Annotated in this window: 14 protein-coding genes; 9 read left to right on the top strand and 5 right to left on the bottom strand. The window is 59.7% G+C overall.

Annotated elements, in window-relative coordinates; genetic code table 11:
• Window positions 1–21 precede the first annotated feature (21 nt).
• Window positions 22–1,536 (top strand): hypothetical protein, encoded by a 1,515-nt coding sequence (locus C1725_RS12535; protein ID WP_102411931.1) that lies wholly within the window; start codon window positions 22–24, stop codon window positions 1,534–1,536.
• 52 nt (window positions 1,537–1,588) lie between these two features.
• Here C1725_RS12535 and C1725_RS12530 read toward each other — a convergent pair whose 3' ends face one another.
• Both C1725_RS12530 and C1725_RS12525 read right to left on the bottom strand, forming a co-directional pair.
• Window positions 1,589–3,232: a CotH kinase family protein gene (locus C1725_RS12530; RefSeq protein ID WP_102411930.1), complete on the bottom strand. Its 1,644-nt coding sequence runs from the start codon at window positions 3,230–3,232 to the stop codon at window positions 1,589–1,591.
• A 90-nt stretch (window positions 3,233–3,322) separates the two neighbouring features.
• Window positions 3,323–3,736, bottom strand: coding sequence for a hypothetical protein (locus C1725_RS12525; protein WP_102411929.1), 414 nt, complete (start codon window positions 3,734–3,736; stop codon window positions 3,323–3,325).
• A 212-nt stretch (window positions 3,737–3,948) separates the two neighbouring features.
• Here C1725_RS12525 and C1725_RS12520 point away from each other — a divergent pair, with 212 nt between their 5' ends.
• Window positions 3,949–4,863, top strand: coding sequence for a TIM barrel protein (locus C1725_RS12520; RefSeq protein ID WP_102411928.1), 915 nt, complete (start codon window positions 3,949–3,951; stop codon window positions 4,861–4,863).
• Window positions 4,864–4,954: 91 nt separating this feature from the next.
• Here the strand turns inward: C1725_RS12520 and C1725_RS12515 are convergent, their stop codons facing one another.
• From C1725_RS12515 to C1725_RS12505, 3 genes are all read right to left on the bottom strand, one after another.
• Window positions 4,955–6,412, bottom strand: a complete 1,458-nt coding sequence (locus C1725_RS12515; RefSeq protein WP_102411927.1) for an SPFH domain-containing protein — start codon at window positions 6,410–6,412, stop codon at window positions 4,955–4,957.
• A 108-nt stretch (window positions 6,413–6,520) separates the two neighbouring features.
• Complete coding sequence (locus C1725_RS12510) at window positions 6,521–8,317, bottom strand: histidine kinase (protein WP_102411926.1); 1,797 nt, start codon at window positions 8,315–8,317, stop codon at window positions 6,521–6,523.
• 118 nt (window positions 8,318–8,435) lie between these two features.
• Window positions 8,436–9,416 (bottom strand): uroporphyrinogen decarboxylase family protein, encoded by a 981-nt coding sequence (locus C1725_RS12505; RefSeq protein WP_346026638.1) that lies wholly within the window; start codon window positions 9,414–9,416, stop codon window positions 8,436–8,438.
• A 204-nt stretch (window positions 9,417–9,620) separates the two neighbouring features.
• Between C1725_RS12505 and C1725_RS12500 the strand changes: the two genes are divergently transcribed.
• From C1725_RS12500 to C1725_RS12470, 7 genes are all read left to right on the top strand, one after another.
• Window positions 9,621–10,874, top strand: a complete 1,254-nt coding sequence (locus tag C1725_RS12500) for an extracellular solute-binding protein (RefSeq protein WP_102411924.1) — start codon at window positions 9,621–9,623, stop codon at window positions 10,872–10,874.
• A gap of 26 nt (window positions 10,875–10,900) precedes the next feature.
• Window positions 10,901–12,481 carry a response regulator gene (locus C1725_RS12495; RefSeq protein ID WP_102411923.1) on the top strand — a complete coding sequence of 527 codons (1,581 nt, stop codon included), beginning with the start codon at window positions 10,901–10,903 and terminating at the stop codon, window positions 12,479–12,481.
• A 20-nt stretch (window positions 12,482–12,501) separates the two neighbouring features.
• Window positions 12,502–13,776 carry an L-serine ammonia-lyase, iron-sulfur-dependent, subunit alpha gene (locus C1725_RS12490; protein WP_102411922.1) on the top strand — a complete coding sequence of 425 codons (1,275 nt, stop codon included), beginning with the start codon at window positions 12,502–12,504 and terminating at the stop codon, window positions 13,774–13,776.
• A 149-nt stretch (window positions 13,777–13,925) separates the two neighbouring features.
• Window positions 13,926–15,155: an extracellular solute-binding protein gene (locus C1725_RS12485; RefSeq protein ID WP_102411921.1), complete on the top strand. Its 1,230-nt coding sequence runs from the start codon at window positions 13,926–13,928 to the stop codon at window positions 15,153–15,155.
• Between the two features lie 95 nt (window positions 15,156–15,250).
• Window positions 15,251–16,138, top strand: coding sequence for an ABC transporter permease subunit (locus C1725_RS12480; protein ID WP_102411920.1), 888 nt, complete (start codon window positions 15,251–15,253; stop codon window positions 16,136–16,138).
• Window positions 16,135–17,019, top strand: a complete 885-nt coding sequence (locus C1725_RS12475) for a carbohydrate ABC transporter permease (RefSeq protein WP_346026637.1) — start codon at window positions 16,135–16,137, stop codon at window positions 17,017–17,019. The genes C1725_RS12480 and C1725_RS12475 overlap by 4 nt, the downstream gene beginning before the upstream one ends.
• Window positions 17,020–17,053: 34 nt before the next feature.
• A complete protein-coding gene (locus C1725_RS12470; protein WP_102411918.1) occupies window positions 17,054–17,971 on the top strand; it encodes an aldo/keto reductase in 918 nt (305 codons plus the stop codon).
• Window positions 17,972–18,124 lie beyond the last annotated feature (153 nt).

Below are 18,124 nucleotides of genomic sequence, written 5' to 3'. Positions count from 1 at the left end.
CATGGATTGGAGGACTGTGTAATGCAAAAAAACAAGCTGCTGGCGCTCTTGCTGGCGCTGCTGGTAATGGCCCTGCCCATGGGGGGGATGGCCGAAGAGGCCGCCGAGCCGGGCACGCTGATGAAGACGCTGATTCCTGAAGGTTATGCGAATGGCCGCGAGATCGTCGCGGGTCTGGGATTGAGCGTCGACGCGCTGCCGGACCTTGCGGCGGAGCAGATGGAGGCGATTTCGCAGATCGCCAGCGCATTGAAACTATACGTTACCGCTGCACAGACAGATGGCGGCGCGACGTTCTATTTTTCTTTGCAGATGCAGGATCAGACAGTTGTGGACGCGCTGCTGTGCGTGACGGAAAGCGACATCGAGCTTTCGACGAGCCTCGTGCCCGGAAAGACGTTCGTGACCACGCTGGAAGAGTTTGAGAAGGCGAGCAGCGCGACCCTGAACGGAGTCAACCTGACCAGCCCTGAGATGATGGATTTGCAGGAAATGCTGATCAACGACTACGTGACCTATTTTTACAAGGTTGCGAACTGGGTGTCCGAGGTGCAGTACGAGCATGAAGACCTGTACCAGTACACCGACGATTACATCGACGAGACGGAGACGCGCGATGGCGTGGCGACGCAGATGCACGCCCGCGTGCGCAACGACGACTTCCGCAAGCTGATCCGCTCGCTCGCGGATACCTTTTATGAGGACGCGGAATTGCAGGAGTATATCGTAAACGCTTTTAAGGAGCAGGGCGCGACGCCGGAGAGCGTCTTTGAGGCGGGCAAGGCGGTCTGCCTGGCGATTGCGGCGCTGGAGCCCAACGAAGGCGCGACGGAATTTGTCGTCTCCTACGGCGACGATTACGAGACGGTCGGCTTTGACGGCACGATGCCCGCGATGTGGAAAGGCTTCCCGTTTGACGTGGGAACGCTCTCCTACAGCCGCAAGACGCTGGACGAGAGCGTCCGCCATACCGCGCAGGGACATATGACCCTGCCGGAGGGAAAGGGCAGCGTGGATGGGACGCTGGCGGTCGAACTGGGAAATCTGCTGGATACGGGGCGCACGAATAAGCTCGACCTGAATCTGCTCGTCGGCAACAAGTACGACGAGGTGGCGTCGTTCACGATTGCGGCGCAGAGCGACGCCTATCAGGAGGACGAGATCGATTATCTGGCTGGCAACGTGCAGGCGAACGTATCGCTTGCCGACAAGGCTGGTAATTCGCAGATGGCCTATGCCCTTCAAGGGCGCGGCGTGAGCGGCACGTGGGTAGAAGGAGAGGACGTTTACAGTCAGTCCTCCGTCAATCTTTCCGTCAGCGACCTGCTGGACGTGACGCTGAACCTCGACCTGTATTCACAGGCGTACGTTGCACTCGATGTGAGCGGGTATGAGCGCGTGAACGTCGTCGGTCTGACGAACGGCGAGATGACGCAGCTTGAAAATGAGCTGCAGGCGGGCGTCATGCAGGCGATGTATCAATTCATGAGCCTGATTCCGCAGGAAGCGTTGACGACGCTGATGCAGGCGGAATAAAGAAACAAAAGAAGGCCGGCCTCCGAATGCGCTTCGGGGGCCGGCCTTTTGCTTATGCGTCGGGCCACTCGCCGTTCAGAAAATCGCGGCGTTCGCGGATGAATTCTTCCAAAATGGAGACGTTTCCTTCAAAGGTGGAAGATAATTTTACGCCCTTGCTGGATTCTGTGGAGAACGGCCAGCGAACGAAGTTCATGGCGGCAGAGGCGGCGATCTCGTCGCGGTAATCCGCAAGCGAACGCAGTCCCTCGCCGTCGGCTTCGCCGAGCAGTCCGGCGATCAATGGAGAGAAGGTCTCCTGATAGACGCGGACGGTCTCCTGATGAAAGTCCTCCTGCTTATAGAGCGCGGGCCACCAATGCTTCTTCTGACTGGAGGCGGCGACGTAGAGCCCCGTGGGCTTCAGCACGCTCATGCCCGCCTCGCGCGCATAGGCGCCATACGCGCTGTCGTAATCCCACGCAGGGCCGGCATAAAGCAGGGTGCTTTCGCTGTCGGCGGGCTTGTAAAAGAACTGGCTGGAGGTGTTTCCATCGTAGTTTTTGGAGATTTCCTCGATCAGGTACTTTCGCACCAGAGAGCCTAGATCCGCGATTTGTGTGTAGTGCCGTCCGGTGTCCGGGTCCACGCCGTCCTGAGCGTAGATGGCGTTTTCAAAGCTTTGAATCAGACTTGAGATGTACGCCATCTGCGCTTCGGACGCGTATTCGGGACTTTTGACGACGACGGTCGCCCCTTTCTTCGTACCGTATGCGCTGGGTTCCTGCGCGTAGCGGGCGGCATAGGCTTCGTATTCCAGAAGGTAGCCTCCCGTGATGTCCTGCGGATCGTTGGGAATGGCGTAGGCCTTGCCGGTTCCGTCTGAACGCTCTCTGGAACCGACGCGGTCATATATGGAGAGGTCGCCGTCATTGAGTTCCTCGGTAGCCTTTTCCAGATCGGCGATGTCGACGCGCCCTTCATTGATCTCTACCTTTTCGGTGAGAAGGTAATTGCCCAGGTATTCCCCATTGACGTACAGATCGACGGACGCGCATTCCGGGGTGCTGATTATGCCTGCGGCGCGCGCCATGTCGAGGGTGATTCTGTTTCGCAGCAGGGATTTGTCGCGCGGATTGCCGATCAGAATCCACCGCTTTGCGCTGTCCGGCCCGCACAGCGGCGCGGCGTGCGCCAGCTTTATCTGGTACGATTTTTTTTCAAAGTTGAAGGACGCGTTGCCGCGCGACTTGACATGGTCGAGCGCGCCGCCGTATAGAATTTCTCCCTCGGCGGAGAAGAAGGTCATTGTGCCCGGTTCGCTGTTTCCCTTCTTGGCGTGGATGTGATTAAGACTGCCGGACTGCGTATCGATAAAGAGCGCGGGAATCTTGGCGGAGCGCATGACGTTGATGCGGTAGGTGTGCTTTCCGGAGGAGAGCGTGTGTTCACCCTCCGTGAAGCCCGCCGCGCGATCCCCGGGCGAGAGCGGCTTTCCGTCCAGCGAAAGATCCCCTTCCCCGTCGAAAGCTACGGTCATCTCCTCGGCGGACAGACCGGCGGGCAGAAACAGGTAGTAGCCGTCCCCGCGTTTGTACCCATCGATTCGGACACCGGACTCCTCCTGCGCGAGCGAGAGGGACTCCGAAAGTGCGAGCGCGGGCAGCAGCATCAGCGCGACCGCCATCAAAAAAAACACTTTTTGATATTTAGACATCCTGGAAGCCTCCTTTGCGGATCTCCCCGGCGTTTGCCGGGAGAAGGTACACAAAATGGTATGCTTCCCCTTCCCATCTATGCGAATAGATCAGGCCTTTTCCGTAAAGGCGTGGTGGCATTTCCCGCAGGTGACCGTGACCTCGCCGACGCCGCGAGGCAGGCGCAGGATGGCTTTGCACTTCGGACATTTGAAGTACTTAAACTCCTTGCGCTTTTGAAAGCGCACGCGCGCCTGACGGAATTGCAGCTTGATTTCTCCTGTTTTTTGCACATAGCGCGCGTTTTCTGACCGGCGCTTTTCAACATTTCTGGAGAACAGACGGAAGATCGCGTAGACGTACGCCGCCATGCCGAGCAGCGAGAAAATGCCCGTATGCGTAAAGGCATCCAGCAGGTACAGAATCAGGCCCGCCCAGATAAGCGCGAGCGAAAGCTGATCGGGGCCGTTGCGCCCGGTCATGAAGCTGCGAAAACCAGCCTTTATTTTTTCCCAAAGCGACATAATCATTCCTCCTATGGCAAATCTGATTTATCCTCTATTAAAGCACTTTTCGGGGTGCGAAATGTGAACGGAGTGTGAAACGTCCCCGGGGTCAATGGAAAAGCGGAGATGCTGGCGCGTCTTGCCAGAGATGCCGTTTTTGCGTATAATGGACGTATCGGCGCGAAAGAAGGTACGCGCTGCAAGCGACCATCAATACGGGAGGAAAGAGCATGAAACTTGGATTTGTCAGCGCCATTCTTGATCAGAGCACGTTTGAAGAGATGATCGATACGGCCTCGGACCTGGGCTTCCAGTGCGTAGAGGTCGCGTGCTGGCCGGTCGGCAAGGCGGAGCGGCGCTATGCGGGCGTTTCGCATATCAACGTGGACGAATTGGACGACGCGCGCGTCGCGTACATCAAGGATTACTGCGCGAAGAAAAAGGTCGAGATCTCTTCGCTGGCTTACTACCCCAACACGATGGACGGCGATCTGGAAAAGCGCGCCGTGGCGGTGGAACACCTGAAAAAGGTGATCGTCGCCAGCAGGCGGCTGGGCGTCGGCATGGTTACGACGTTCATCGGCCGCGACCAGGCGAAGACCGTGGAGGAGAACCTGGAGCTGGTGCGCGAGGTCTGGCCGCCTATCGTTGCGCTGGCGGAAGAACAGGGCGTTCGCATTGCCATTGAAAATTGCCCGATGCTGTTCGGCGCCGACCAGTGGCCGGGTGGACAGAACCTGATGACGACGCCCGCGATTTGGCGCAAGGTGTTCGAAATTTTGCCCTCGAAGAACCTGGGCATCAACTACGACCCGTCCCACTTCGTCTGGCAGATGATCGATTATATCAAGCCCATCTACGAGTTCAAGGACAAGATTTTCCACGTGCACTACAAGGACATCAAGCTCTATCCCGACAAGCTGAACCAGGTCGGCACGATGGCGTATCCGCTTGACTACATGAGCCCGAAGCTGCCGGGGCTGGGGGACGTGGACTGGGGAAGGTACGTCTCCGCGCTCACAGACATCCGTTATGACGGGTACACCTGCATCGAGGTGGAGGACAAGGCTTTTGAAGGCTCCCCGGAGAAGGTGCTGGATTCGCTCCGGCTTTCCAAGCGCTACATGGAGCAGTTCGTAATCTGAGGTTTTCGCTTGACGCCGATCGTTTTTCAGGACGCAAGCGCGCGAAAGGGCCGCCGCAGGAATTTTCTGCGGCGGCCCTTTTACGCTCAAGTCAGACGTTTTTGTCGTCCTTGTCGGACGGTTTGCCGCTCGACGCGGCCAGCTTTCCGCCCGCAAACCCTGCGAGCAGGCCTGGCAGGTCGATACCGGTAGATTCCTTCAGCGCTTCTACGACCTGGCTGCTCGAAGCCATGACGTCCTTCACCATCTTGGTGGAGTTCCCCTCGCCGTACATGACGATTTTGTCGGTTTGTGCCAGCGGCGCGGCCGCGTTCTTGACGACCTCCGGCAGCGCGGAAAGGTACATCTCGAGCACGGAGGCTTCGCCCATCTTACGCTGGGCCTCCGCCTTCTTTTCGATGGCTTCCGCTTCCGCCAGCCCCTTCGCCCGGATGCCCTCCGCTTCCTGCTCCATCGCGTAGCGGGCCGCGTCCGCCTGCGCCTTCTGCGCCTCGGCCTCCATCAGGGCCTCGTATTTCTTGGCGTCCGCGTCGCGCTGACGGCGGATGAGATCGGACTCAGCCTCCTGCTGCGCCTGATACTTCATCGCGTCGGCCTGCTTGCGCACCTCGGCGTCCAGCTTCAGTTCCTTGATGGCAATCTCCTTTTCGGCCATCTCAGCTTCCTTTTCACGGCGGGCGATGTCAGCGTTGGCACGGGTGATCTCGATGGTCTTGCGCTGGCTTTCCTGCTGGATGGAATAGGCGGCGTCGGCGTCCGCTTTCTTCGTGTCGGCGAGCACCTTCATTTCCGCCTGCTGCACGAGCAGCGCGGCGTTCTGCTCCGCGATCTTCTTTTCCGAATCGACGCGGACCGCGTTTGCTTCCTGATCGGCCTGCGACGCGGCGATGGCGATGTCGCGCTGGGCATTCGCCTTCGCAATCTGGGCGTTCTTTCGGATCTGTTCGACGTTGTCGATGCCCATGTTTTCGATGGTGCCGGCGTTGTCGCGGAAATTCTGGATGTTGAAGTTGACGACCTCGATGCCCAGCTTGCACATGTCGGGCACGACGTTTTCGGTGATCTTCTTAGCGACGCCCTGGCGGTCCTGCACCATTTCCTTGAGCCCGACGCTGCCGACGATTTCACGCATGTTGCCTTCCAGCACCTGCGTGACGAGGCTGATGAGCTCGTTGGAGCGCATGCCCAGCAGCGATTCAGCCGCCCGTTCGAGCAGCGCGGGGTCGGAGGATATTTTGATGTTGGCCACGCCGTCGACCATGACGTTGATGAACTCGTTTGTGGGTACGGCCTCGCTGGTCTTGACGTCCACCTGCATGACCTGCAGGGACAGCTTATCCACGCGCTCGAAGAAGGGCATGTGCCACCCGGCCCTGCCGATCAGGATGCGCTTCTTGCCCAGGCCGGAGATGACGAACGCCATGTCCGGCGGAGCCTTTAAATATCCGGCGACAAAAAGAATGACGATGAACGCTACGACGCCGACCGCCCACCAGACGGCGGCGGGCTTCTGTAAAAAGGTTACGAATCCCCCAAAGGCTTCCTCCATTGACTGCGCCCCCTTAAACTGATATTGTGTAGAAATATGAAAGCTACATATTGATTATACCTCATGTTCAGTGGGGGTTCAAGGGGAAGCTGAGCATGGGGGCGCGGCTCAAATTTTGAGCTGAGCGCTTAAAAGCTCCGTCGTGCGGGGCAGGAGGATGCTGATCGTGCAGCCCTGGCCGGAGCTTTCGATCGTGACGCCGTAGGGCTCTCCGTAGCGCGCGCGTACGCGCGCATGCACGTTCATAAGGCCGATCGAGCGCGCCTGCTCGTTTGCGCTCGAATCGCCCGGGCTGTATTGCGCGATGCGCTCGCGCAGCTCTGCCAGCTTGTCCTCCGGAATGCCGGGGCCGTTATCCGCGACCATGACCAGCAGGTTGTCCGCCTGCGCGCGCACGGTGATCTCGATGACGACCATCAGCGCCGCGGATTCCGTGCCGTATTTACAGGCGTTTTCAAGAAGCGGCTGCAGCAGCAGCTTGGGAACGTAGCAGGGGAGCAGGTCGGGATCGACCTTCTGCCGGATGACGATGCGGTCGGGGAATCGCAGCTTGATGATGTTGATGTAGTGCTTGGTCTGCATCAGTTCTTCCTCGAGCCGGACGATGGAGCCGCCCTTAATCGAATAGCGCAGCATCGCGGCCAGGCTGATGGCGACGGAACGCAGGGTCTCCTGATGCGCGAGCTGGGCCAGGGAGGCGATGAGATTGAGGGAATTGTACAGAAAGTGGGGGTTGATCTGGCTTTCCAGCACGCGCATGGCGATGTTTTTCTGTTCGACGCGCGCCTCGTATTCCCGCTGGGCGCTCGCGGTGATGCGGTTGATCATGGAATTATAGCTGCTGCGGAGCTGATCCAGCTCGGACTTGACGAGCGCGCTTTGCGTGACGGGCAGCAGCTCGTTCTGCCCGTGCTGAGCATTGTCCATGGCGTAGGAGAGCTCGTTGATCGAGCTGCCGATCTGCCGGGCGATCATCCAGCTGAAAAGCAGGTCGATGCAGAGCATCACGGCCAGAATGACGAGGCAGGCACCGATGCGCTGCATCGCGGGATGCGAGCGAAGCTGCAGGGGCTGATAGGCGACGATACGCATGCGCGTGTTCTCGTGATACCCCGAACGCAGCGCGCACGTACAGCCGCCGAGGTCGAGCTGCACCACGTCGTCCCGAATCGGGCGTGCCTGTTCCAGGGCGCTGCCGAGCGACTGAAGGTCCTGAATGCGTCCGCCGGTGTCGAGCAACAGCGTGTCGTCCTGAAAGAGCGCGACGGATACGCCTGCGCTGAGCTGACGCAGCGCGCCGGACAGGTGCCTGTTCAGATCATAGTCGATGCGGACATAGCCGATGCAGGCGTTGTCCAGCGAATTGTTCAGCGCGTAGACGACGGGCAGGACGCTCAGGCTCATGCCGTCCTTCTGTACGGGCGTGACGTAGTACCCGTCCGCAGAACGGGCGGCGAGGTCAAACCAGCTCTGTTCCTCCACGAGATGGACGTTCGTGATGTGGTTGACCTGATAGGTCGTGCCCAGGGAGGAATAGAACGTTACCGCCAGCATGCTGGTGTTCAGGCTGGTGGCATGCTTGATGGCGCTTTGCATGGTGCGCTCATCCGTATAATAGGCCAGATCGTACTGCTGGTGCGGCGTTTGCAGGATGCGCGCGATATCCTGATCGACCAGGTGCAGGTAGGCGACCCGCTGTGTCTCGCTGAGGAGCGTGTCCAGGCTGTAAAGCATCGTATTGGAGTCCGCGGCAAGCGTGGAGGCCGATTCGTACTGAATTTGCGAGCTCATGCTGAGGGTAAAATAGACGCTCGTAATGAGATAGGGCACGAGAATGAGAAAGAGGAACGCCAGCATGAGCATGTGGCGCACGGAAAAGAAGACGGGCCTGATGCGTGCGGACATACGGTTGCTCCTTTAAATCAAAGATGGGACGTCAGCGAATGCTGCCGTCCCGAAGAGCGCGTGCCTGCCGCCACAGGGCGGCAGGGAGATGGCGCGCTGGCGGGAAGTCTGGTGCTTCTCAGCCGCGCAACGCTTCCATGACCCACTTCAGATGCTGGCGGTCGGTATCCGGCGGTACGGTGCAGTCCGCCCCCAGAATGAACGGCTTGCCTTCCATTTCCTTGAGGACGGCGCGCACGGCGGCTTGAATTTCCTCTTTGGTGCCGGCGAAAAGAGGATGCGTCCTGCGGTTGTCCATGCCACCGAGGAGGATGGTTCCCTTGGGGAAGAAATCCTGCGCCTGCGTGAGAGAAAGGCCCTCGATGCCGATTCCCCAATTCTTCACGAGCACCGGATAGTCCTTCCAGTATGAAAGGTGGTTGGGGTTTCCGGCCCAGGAACACATGTGCAGGATGTTGTGGCTTCGCACGGCGTTTGCGGCGTGAATGATCTTGAGCTCGGAAGGAGCGACGATGCGCGCATACTCTTCCGCGCTCATGCGGCCGACCTCCGCCCCCTGAACGCTTTGATAGATGCCTTCACAGCCCGTTTCGCGCAGGATGCGCTCCGCGAGATAGGCGAGATCTTCGCCGATGACGTCCATCGCGTGCTTGAGCGCTTCCTCGTCCTCGCGCAGGTGCGCCATGACCGTCTGGTCCCAGGTACGGCCGGCGAGCGCGTGCTCGGTGAAGACGTCGCGCTCACGGACGATGTTAAAGGGAGAAAACATGTTATAAAACGTGCAGCATTCGCCGTTAAGCTCCTCGTTTATGCGGCAGCAGCGTTCGAGCGTCCCGGTAAAGAACGCGTGATCACGGGGCAGGGGCTTAACCTGATTCCAGTCCGCCGCGCAGTCGATCTTGACGGACAGCGGATAGTTCAGGCCGTCGGACATGATCTTGATGAAATCCAGATCCACGTCGCGATAGTAATCGAGGTGCGCCTTGACGCACGCCTCGCCCTCGGCGTTTTCGCCGCCGAAGTGGAACCAGAAGGAAGCCGGCACGCGGTCAGCGCATTTTCCATCCAGGACTGTGAGAAGACGTTCTCGTTTGTTCATGGTTGTAACCTCGCTTTTCCTGATATAATAGGTCCTCTTCATCTCATATGCCCGACGGGGCTTTGCAGGTCTAGTATAATCGCCCACACCGCGGGAGCGCAAGCGATTCGGGCAGGTTGTCATAAACGGCACATGGAACAGGTCATGATTGTTCTATTCGCGCATGGAGCCGGGCTTCTATAATACAAAAAGGGGGACAAAGCAATGAAGAAATACTGGATCAAGTTCTGCGCGTTTTTCGCTCTGAGCGCGGCGGTCTGCGCGTTTGCCGTCTTTATCTCCAACATGTGGGACACCCCCGCGGTTCCCGCCGTCGCCCAGACGACGGAAATCGAATTTTACCAGCAGCGGGAAGAGGCGATGGAAGGGTTCAGCCAGGTAATCGCGCGTTACGAAGAGGAGCACCCCGGCGTCAAGATTCGCCAGCAGAACATTCCCAACGCCCTGGAACTGCTCGTGGCACGGATGCAGCGCGGGGACGTTCCGGATATCTTCACCAACTGGCCGACGCAGCTCAGCTTTATCCGTGCGGCAGAGCGCGGGCTGCTGCTCGACCTGAGCGAACAGCCGTTTTTGGAGGCGATCGATCCCGCTACGCTGGAAATGTCGCGCGCCCCGGACGGTAAGGTATACGCGCTGCCCATCAACCGCAACTGCATGGAGGTTTATTACAACGCCGATATCTTTAGAACCTATGGCCTCAAGGAGCCCCAGACGATCGACGAGATGTTTTTGCTCTGCGATCGGTTGCAGCAAAGCGGAATCGTCCCTATGGTCTTTTGTGTTCGGGACAGCCGCATCGGCCATGTGGCGCAGATCGTCCTTTCCGTGCTCGTAGACGACTACCTGACGCAGCTCGGACGGCTGGGCAACGGAACGATCAGCCCGCAGGCGCGGGAACAGATGGAGGCCGCGTTTGATGTCATGCTGCGGCTGGGCGGTTACGGCGGTGACTCCCCCAATGCGTACACCTACTACGAGGCGTGCGAGCGCTTTGCGAGCGGGAAGGCGGCCATGTACATCTCCGGCAGCTATGCGCTCAACGCGATCGAAAACTTCGATCCCGAGATCGAAATCGACGTGTTTCCGCTGCCGGGTTACACGGCGGACCGGCGCGTGATGCTGACCAGCGTGGATACGGCGCTGTGCATCTCCGCGCAGACGCCTCTGAAGGAGGAGACGCTGCAGTTCCTTTCCTACATGACGCAGCCGGAGATCGCGACGCTGTATGCGGCGCACGACGTCGCGCCTTCGTGCATCGTCGGGGCGCTTCAGGAGAACCCGATCACCCTCAAGATGCAGGAGCACATCGAGACGTTTGAACACACCGAGTGGATTAAGAGCCGATATTCGCTCGAGAGCGCCATGGCCTTTGAGGATGCGGTGTGCGCCTATATGATCACCGGCGATTTAAAGACGCTGATGGACACGCTCACGCGCGCGTTTGCGGGCGCGTGAGCGCCGCGCGGCAAAGGAGGAGAGGCATGCGCTTTTTAATTGCAGAGGATGAATACTACGCCCGCAAGGCACTGGTACTCAGCGTACAGACGTGGCAGAAGGACGCCGTCATCTCGGAAGCGGAAAACGGCATGACTGCGCTGTCGCTGATGCGCGCGCAGCCCTTCGACGTGCTGCTGCTGGACATCCGCATGCCCCAGATGGACGGGCTGACCCTCGCGGCACAGGTTAACGCCGAGTACCCAGACGCTTACAAGATCATGATTACGGGCTATGGAGAGTTCGAGTACGCGCAGGCCGCGCTGAAGAGCAACGTGCGCGATTATCTGCTCAAGCCCGTGGACGACGACAAGCTCTGCGAGGCGCTGGAGCGTGCGCGGGAATGGCACGGACAGCGCCAGCGGGAACGCCTGGAGCGGGAAAACCTCAGGAGCGACGGCGAGCAGATGCGCCGGATGCTCGCCTATCATCAGGTGCGCACCTGGCTTACCCAGCCTTTGGGTGCGGCAAGGCCGGCTTATGTAACAGCGCTCGCGCCCACGGCGCAGCGTTGCCTGGTGTTTTTCGCCTACGAACGAAACGGGAGGACGCGGGAGATGGAAAACGCCCTGCAGGCGCTGCTCTTGGAGGGCGAGGAAAAACAGGAGGGCGTCCGCTACGTGCGCCTGCCCACGCAGGGCGGGACCGTATGCGTGCTGGCGCTGTATGGGCCGGGGCTATCGCCTACGCGGGAAGCGAGGCTGTCGCAGCTGCGAACCTGGCAGCAGGCGATGGGCGGACAGGGACTGCGCGTGCGGATGGCGATGAGCGGGCTGAGCGACGTGGCGCGCGCTCCTTACGCCTTTCGGCAGGCGCAAAACGCGCTGGATTACAGGCTGCTGCGGCCCGACCTGCTGCTTTCGTACGGAGCGCTCAAGGAGCAGACGCGCTATGTGAGCGCGCTGGCCGTCAGCGAGGAGGCGGAGCTTTCGTCGTGTCTGGAGCAGGGACGGGCGCAGGAGGCGGAGGTCATCGCGCTCGGTGCGGTCGAACAGGTTGCCGCACAGCCGGACGCCTCGCTCGTGTCGCTTCAGGACGTGCTGGGGCGCATCTGCGGGCGCATGAACCGGGCCATCGCACAGACGGTCGCGGACGTGCCGGACGAGGAGCTGTTTCAGGTTTCGCTCGCGACGGAAAATTTTTCGACGATGGAGCAGCTGAAAGAGGCGGTCTCGGCCGCGATACGGCAGGTCTGCGCGCTCAAGGAACGCGTGGCCGTATCGGGCGCGGACGAGGCGGTGGAGTACATCCGCCAGCACATCTTCGAGCATTACAGCGAGAACATCTCGCTCAAGGAACTGGCCGAAACGCGGCTGTACCTGAACGCTTCCTACCTGAGCCGGTTGTTTAAGGCCAGGACGGGCGTGTCGTTCCGTACGTTTCTCACTGGGGTGCGCATGCAGAAGGCGTGCGATATGCTGAAGACCCGGGACATGAGCGTCATGAGCATCGCGGCGGAGTGCGGCTATGCGGACGCGTCGCAGTTCATTCAGCTTTTTAGGAAGCATTACGGCGTGACGCCGAGCGTTTGGCGGGAAAAAAATGCGGGCTTCGGAACGGAGCTTTGATAAATTGGGAGGGAAAATACATGACGGATTACGCAGCGATTTTGAAAAAAGAGGTGGTTCCGGCGCTGGGCTGTACGGAACCGATTGCGGTGGCTTACGCGGCGGCCTGTGCCGCGCGCGCGCTAAGCGAGCCGGTGGAGGAAATCGAGGTGCTGGCCAGCCGGAATATCTTGAAAAACGCGATGAGCGTCGGCATTCCCGGCAGCGACATGGCAGGCATCCCTATCGCGGCGGCGCTGGGCGCGCTGGGCGGAGATGCGGATGCGGGGCTCGAAGTGCTGCACACGGTTTTGAAGGAGCACGTGGAGGCCGGCAAGCGAATGATCGGCGCAGGAAAGGTCCGTGTGAGCCAGAAGAGCGGCTGCGAAAGCGTGTACGTGGAGGTTGGCGTCAAGGGAAACGGTCACAGCGCGTCGGCGGTCATTCAGCGCACGCACACGAACGTGACGGATGTCGTCCGAGACGGCAGGACGCTTCGCCACGAGGCGCTTACAGGCGGCGCGGGCACGGCTGCGGACGAGCCGGAGATGACGGTCGGCGGCATCTGGCGCTACTGTCAGGAGGCGCCCGTGGAGGAGCTCGCCTTTTTAAAGGAGGGCGTTGAAATGAACCTGAGCGCTGCGCAGGTCGGGCTCAAGGGCGGATACGGCATGTCGGTAGGGCATAATATCGCGCAAACCGGCGTACATACCAACGTGCTGGGAACCGATATGGGCACCTGCGCGGTGGCGACGACGGCAGCCGCCTGCGACGCGCGCATGGCCGGAGCCCCGGTTCCGGTGATGAGCGTGGCGGGCAGCGGCAATCAGGGGCTCGTCTGCACGCTGCCGGTGGCGGTGTTCGCCGACAAGCTGCACAGCAGCGAAGAAAACCTGCTGCGCGCGGTCGCGCTTTCGGATCTGGTGACGGTGCACATCAAGCAGGGCATCGGACGGCTCAGCGCCCTGTGCGGGTGCGGCATCGCCGCGGCGGTCGGCGCCTCCTGCGGCATCTTGTACCTGCTGGGCGGAAACGAAAAGCAGGTGCAGTACACGATCAAGAACATGGTCGCCAACATTACGGGCATGGTCTGCGACGGCGCGAAGAGCGGCTGCGCGGTCAAGGTGGCGACGGCGGTGAGCGCCGCGGTGCAGTGCGCGGTGCTCGCGATGAACAACGTGCACGCGCCCTCCATTGACGGCATCGTCGACCGGGACGTGGAAAAGACGATCGACAACCTCGGCAGCGTCGGCCGTGAGGGCATGGCGATGGCGGATCAGCTGATTCTGGACCTGATGACGGCAAAGACGGTGTGATTTTTAGGCACGATGTCATAAACTGCGTATCGGGAATGTCATATTCGCTACATGGATTGCACGGCGCTGCGCTGTACAATAAGGGAAGCAAACGGACGAAACGTCCGGCCGCGGATGCGGTACTATCAACAAGGCAGGAGGATACCCAGATGAAAAAGACCCTAGCGATTCTGATGGCCCTCGTCCTGACGCTGACGGCTGCGATGGCCCTGGCGGAGACGAAGGTCGAATTCTTCCAGCAGAAGATGGAAGAAGGTCCCCAGCGCGCGTACGCGCAGGTCATCGAGAAGTTCCAGGCGGAAAACCCGGACATCGTAATCGACCTCAACACCATTCCGGACGCGGGCACCGTGCTGATGCAGCGCATCTCCACCGGCGATATCCCGCCGATCTTCTCGGACTATCCGACGCAGACGCAGTTCAAGCAGAAGATCGCGAACGGCTACATCGAGTGTCTGGAAGGCCAGGACTTCATCTCCCGCGTGAACCCGGGCATGCTGGCTCTGGGCGCGAATACCGACGGCAAGACCTACGCGCTGCCGCTGAGCCAGAACTACATGGCGATCTTCTACAACGGAGACATCTTCGAGCAGGTCGGCATTACCGAGCTGCCCACGACCTGGGATGAGCTGATGGCCGTTTGCGACAAGCTGGTCGCCGCCGGCATCACGCCGTTCGCCTTTGGCGACAAGGACCCGGGCCGCGTCGGCCACTGCTTCCAGGCACTGTCGCAGGCGACCTATCCTGAGACGGTCGATTATATCGTCAAGGTCGTTAACGGCGAAGCGAAAATCGCTGACAACGCGGAGCCCTTCCGCAAGATCGGCGAGCGGCTGATCAAGCTGCACGAGTATGCGCTGCCTGACCCGCTGGGCACCTCCGACACCGCGATGTGGGAGAACTTCGCCAACGGCAAGTCCGCCATGTGCATCACCGGCTCCTATGCGCGCGGCACGCTGCTGATCGCCAACCCCGACCTCAACCTGTGCGCGTTCCCGATTCCCGGCGACGTGTACGACGAAAGCCCGCTGCTGACCGGCATCGATGCAGCGCTGTGCATCAGCGCCGAGGCGACCGACGAGCAGAAGGAAGTCGGCCTCAAGTTCCTGGAATTCATTTCCCGTCCGGAAAACGCGCAGCTCTGGTCCGACATCGACGGCGCGCCTTCCTGTCTGCTGGGAACGACCTATTCCGACCCGCGCGTCTCGCCTGTCATCGATAAGGCGGCGACCGGCGTGGTTTGCGACTGGTTCGGCTCGAAGGTGACCACGCAGGTGACGACCGAGCTCTACCAGGTCGTGCAGGGCCTGCTGCTCGACGGCGATCTGGATGCCTATATCGCAGGGCTGGACGAAGCGATCGAAGCCGCTGCCATGTAAGCGAATCTGCTTTTTCCTATCAATTTGGGGGCGGCATGGGGAAGCCTGTGCCGTCCCTTTCCCTAAGGGCAACACAGCGTTAAGAGGTGGAGCAGATGCAGGCAAAAAAGATCAATTCCGACAGGTTCTCTTTTTTCATGATTACGGTGCCGGCGCTAGCCCTTTATACCTTCTTCTATATTTACAGCGTAATCATGGGCTTCTATTACAGCATGACAAACTGGGACGGCCTTGCAAGAAATTACGATTTCGTAGGCTTCACCAATTATCTGCGCGTGCTCGGCAACAAGCGGTTCTACGATTCTACGTTCATCACGATCCGCTACGCGCTCATCATGGTCGTCGGCACGATCGTACTGGGCGTGCTGCTTGCGGTAGCGCTGAACTCTGTGAAACGCTGCAAGACGTTCTTCAAGTCCGTGTACTTCTTCCCGGCGATGATCAGCTCGGTCGCGGTCGCGCTGATCTGGGATCAGGTGTTTTACCGCGCCCTGCCCACGGTGATGAACCTGCTGGGCATGGGGGAAGGCTTCAAGTCGCCGCTGGGCGACAGGACGCTGGCACTGTATGCGGTGCTCTTCGTAAACCTCTGGCAGGCGCTCGCCATGCCGACGGTGATCTTTCTGGCGGGCATGCAGTCGATTCCAGACGAGCTGTACGAATCGGCGGTCATCGACGGAGCGTCCCTGTTTGAGCAGTTCCGATTTATCACCCTGCCGCATCTCGTGCCGACCATCACGGTCAACGCCATCCTGGCGCTCAAATCCGGCATTACCGCGTTTGACTACGCGTTCGCGCTTACCAAGGGCGGCCCGGCAAGGTCGACGATGCTCATCGGCATCAAGATCTATCAGGACGCGTTTGGCGATACGCCTAATTTCTGCATCGCCAATACCGAGGCGGTGCTGCTCTTCCTCGTCATCGCGGCGCTTTCCGCGGTGCAGATCTACGTATCCTCCAGAAGCGGGGTGAACAAGGCATGACACAGGCGGCAAGACAAACACGAAAGCCAGGCGCGGGCATGGTGCACAGCAGGGGGGAGACGTTCGTCTGGCACAGCCTGCGCAACGTCGTGCTGGCAGCGGGCATCCTCCTCATCCTCTTCCCGATGTATCTGGTCGTCATCAACTCGTTTAAGACCCTGGAGGAAGCGGGGCAGAACTTCTTCGCGCTGCCGCACACCTTTACGCTGAACAACATCCGCGAGCTTCTCAGCAGCCAGAATTACTTCCTGTACGTCTTCAACAGCCTCTTCGTGTCGGTCGTCTCCATGGCGGTGGTCGCGGTATTCGTGCCGCTGGTGAGCTACGCTTTGGCGCGGAACCTGCAAAAACGCTACTATAAGTTTCTCTATACGTACATCCTGCTGGGGCTGTTCATCCCCTCACAGGTCGTGCTGCTGCCGATCGTCAAGCAGATGAGCGCGCTGAACATGATGAACCAATGGGGCCTTATCCTGCTGTACATCACCTTCAGCCTGACGCGCGGCGTGTTCCTGTTCGTCAATTACATCCGTGCGCTGCCCATCGAGATCGAGGAGGCTGCGCAAATCGACGGGTGCAGCGTCATGCAGACGTACTTTCGCATCGTAATCCATCTCATTCGTCCGATGATCTCCACGCTGGTGATCATGGATATCCTGTGGTACTGGAATGACTTCATGCTGCCGCTGTTCATTCTGAACAAGTCCCGCGAGCTTTGGACGCTGCCGCTGTTCCAGTATAACTTCAAGACGGAGTATTCCTTTAACTATACGATGGCGTTTACGGCGTATCTGCTTGCGCTGATCCCCGTGCTCGTTGTATACTGTGCTTGTCAGAAACACATCATCAACGGCCTCACCGCAGGCGCGGTGAAGAGCTGATCGATGCCGAACCATCACAAGGAGGACAAACAAGATGAAGAAAATTGCACTGGGCAGCACCGTCCTGCGCTCCGCGCCGATCGCCTTCGGCTGCATGCGCATGGCGGGCCTGGAGGTGGAAAAGGCGGAGCGGATCGTGAACCTCGCGGTGGAGCAGGGCATCGATCTGTTCGACCACGCGGATATCTACGGCGGCGGCGAAAGCGAGCGCCTGTTTGCAAAGGTGCTGAAGCGCAATCCCGGCCTTCGCGGCAGGATGCTCGTGCAGAGCAAATGCGGCATCTGCAAGGGCTACTACGACGCGTCCAAGGAACACATTTTGGAGGCGGTGGACGGCATTCTCTCGCGGCTTGAGCTCGACCACATCGACATCCTGCTGCTGCACCGCCCGGACGCGCTGATGGAGCCGGAGGAGGTCGCGGAGGCGTTTGGGGAGCTGGAGCGCACGGGCAAGGTGCGTTACTTTGGCGTCAGCAACGAGAACGCGGCTCAGATGGCGTTTTTGCAAAAGCACATGCCCCAGAAGATCGTCATCAACCAGCTTCAGTTCGGCATGGCGCACACCGGCATGGTGGACGCGGGCGTCAACGTCAACATCCACTCCGACCACGCGGTCGTGCGCGACGGCGGGGTGCTCGACTATTGTCGCCTGAACGACATTACCATTCAGGCATGGTCTCCCTTCCAATACGGCATGTTTGAGGGCGTATTCCTCGGCTGCGAGAAGTACAAGGCCCTTAACGAGGAGATTCAGAAGATCGCCGCCGAAAAGGGCGTGACGGACAGCGCCATCGCCGTCGCCTGGATCATGCGCCACCCTGCCCATATACAGACCATCGTGGGCACGATGAACGAAAAGCGGCTTGCGGATATCTGCAAGGCGTTTGACGTGGAGCTCACCCGCCAGGAGTGGTACAGGCTTTACCTGGCCGCGGGGAACCCCCTGCCGTAAAAACGGGCGGGTTCATCGTCAAGCGGGCTTACCGCCGGTGACACTGCAAACGCAGTTCACCGGCTCTTTTGATTGCAGGCGGCCAGTCAAAAAGCGTTGACAAACATCTGGCTTTGCAGTATTATAACGATTGTTATATAATTTGCGTTATAA

The sequence above is a fragment of the Beduinella massiliensis genome (genome assembly GCF_900199405.1).
GTDB classification, from domain to species: Bacteria; Bacillota; Clostridia; order Christensenellales; family Aristaeellaceae; genus Beduinella; species Beduinella massiliensis.
The sequence above is the reverse complement of the archived record's forward strand: the minus strand, read 5'-3'. Positions and strand labels throughout refer to the sequence as shown.

Excerpts from the sequence above, each read along its gene's own strand:
- C1725_RS12500 (WP_102411924.1), top strand. The coding sequence starts at position 9,621 with ATGAAGAAATACTGGATCAAGTTCTGCGCGTTTTTCGCTCTGAGCGCG.
- C1725_RS12515 (WP_102411927.1), bottom strand. The coding sequence starts at position 6,412 with ATGGAGGAAGCCTTTGGGGGATTCGTAACCTTTTTACAGAAGCCCGCC.
- C1725_RS12485 (WP_102411921.1), top strand. The coding sequence starts at position 13,926 with ATGAAAAAGACCCTAGCGATTCTGATGGCCCTCGTCCTGACGCTGACG.
- C1725_RS12505 (WP_346026638.1), bottom strand. The coding sequence starts at position 9,416 with ATGAACAAACGAGAACGTCTTCTCACAGTCCTGGATGGAAAATGCGCT.
- C1725_RS12520 (WP_102411928.1), top strand. The coding sequence starts at position 3,949 with ATGAAACTTGGATTTGTCAGCGCCATTCTTGATCAGAGCACGTTTGAA.
- C1725_RS12475 (WP_346026637.1), top strand. The coding sequence starts at position 16,135 with ATGACACAGGCGGCAAGACAAACACGAAAGCCAGGCGCGGGCATGGTG.
- C1725_RS12470 (WP_102411918.1), top strand. The coding sequence starts at position 17,054 with ATGAAGAAAATTGCACTGGGCAGCACCGTCCTGCGCTCCGCGCCGATC.
- C1725_RS12495 (WP_102411923.1), top strand. The coding sequence starts at position 10,901 with ATGCGCTTTTTAATTGCAGAGGATGAATACTACGCCCGCAAGGCACTG.
- C1725_RS12525 (WP_102411929.1), bottom strand. The coding sequence starts at position 3,736 with ATGTCGCTTTGGGAAAAAATAAAGGCTGGTTTTCGCAGCTTCATGACC.
- C1725_RS12480 (WP_102411920.1), top strand. The coding sequence starts at position 15,251 with ATGCAGGCAAAAAAGATCAATTCCGACAGGTTCTCTTTTTTCATGATT.
- C1725_RS12510 (WP_102411926.1), bottom strand. The coding sequence starts at position 8,317 with ATGTCCGCACGCATCAGGCCCGTCTTCTTTTCCGTGCGCCACATGCTC.
- C1725_RS12490 (WP_102411922.1), top strand. The coding sequence starts at position 12,502 with ATGACGGATTACGCAGCGATTTTGAAAAAAGAGGTGGTTCCGGCGCTG.
- C1725_RS12535 (WP_102411931.1), top strand. The coding sequence starts at position 22 with ATGCAAAAAAACAAGCTGCTGGCGCTCTTGCTGGCGCTGCTGGTAATG.
- C1725_RS12530 (WP_102411930.1), bottom strand. The coding sequence starts at position 3,232 with ATGTCTAAATATCAAAAAGTGTTTTTTTTGATGGCGGTCGCGCTGATG.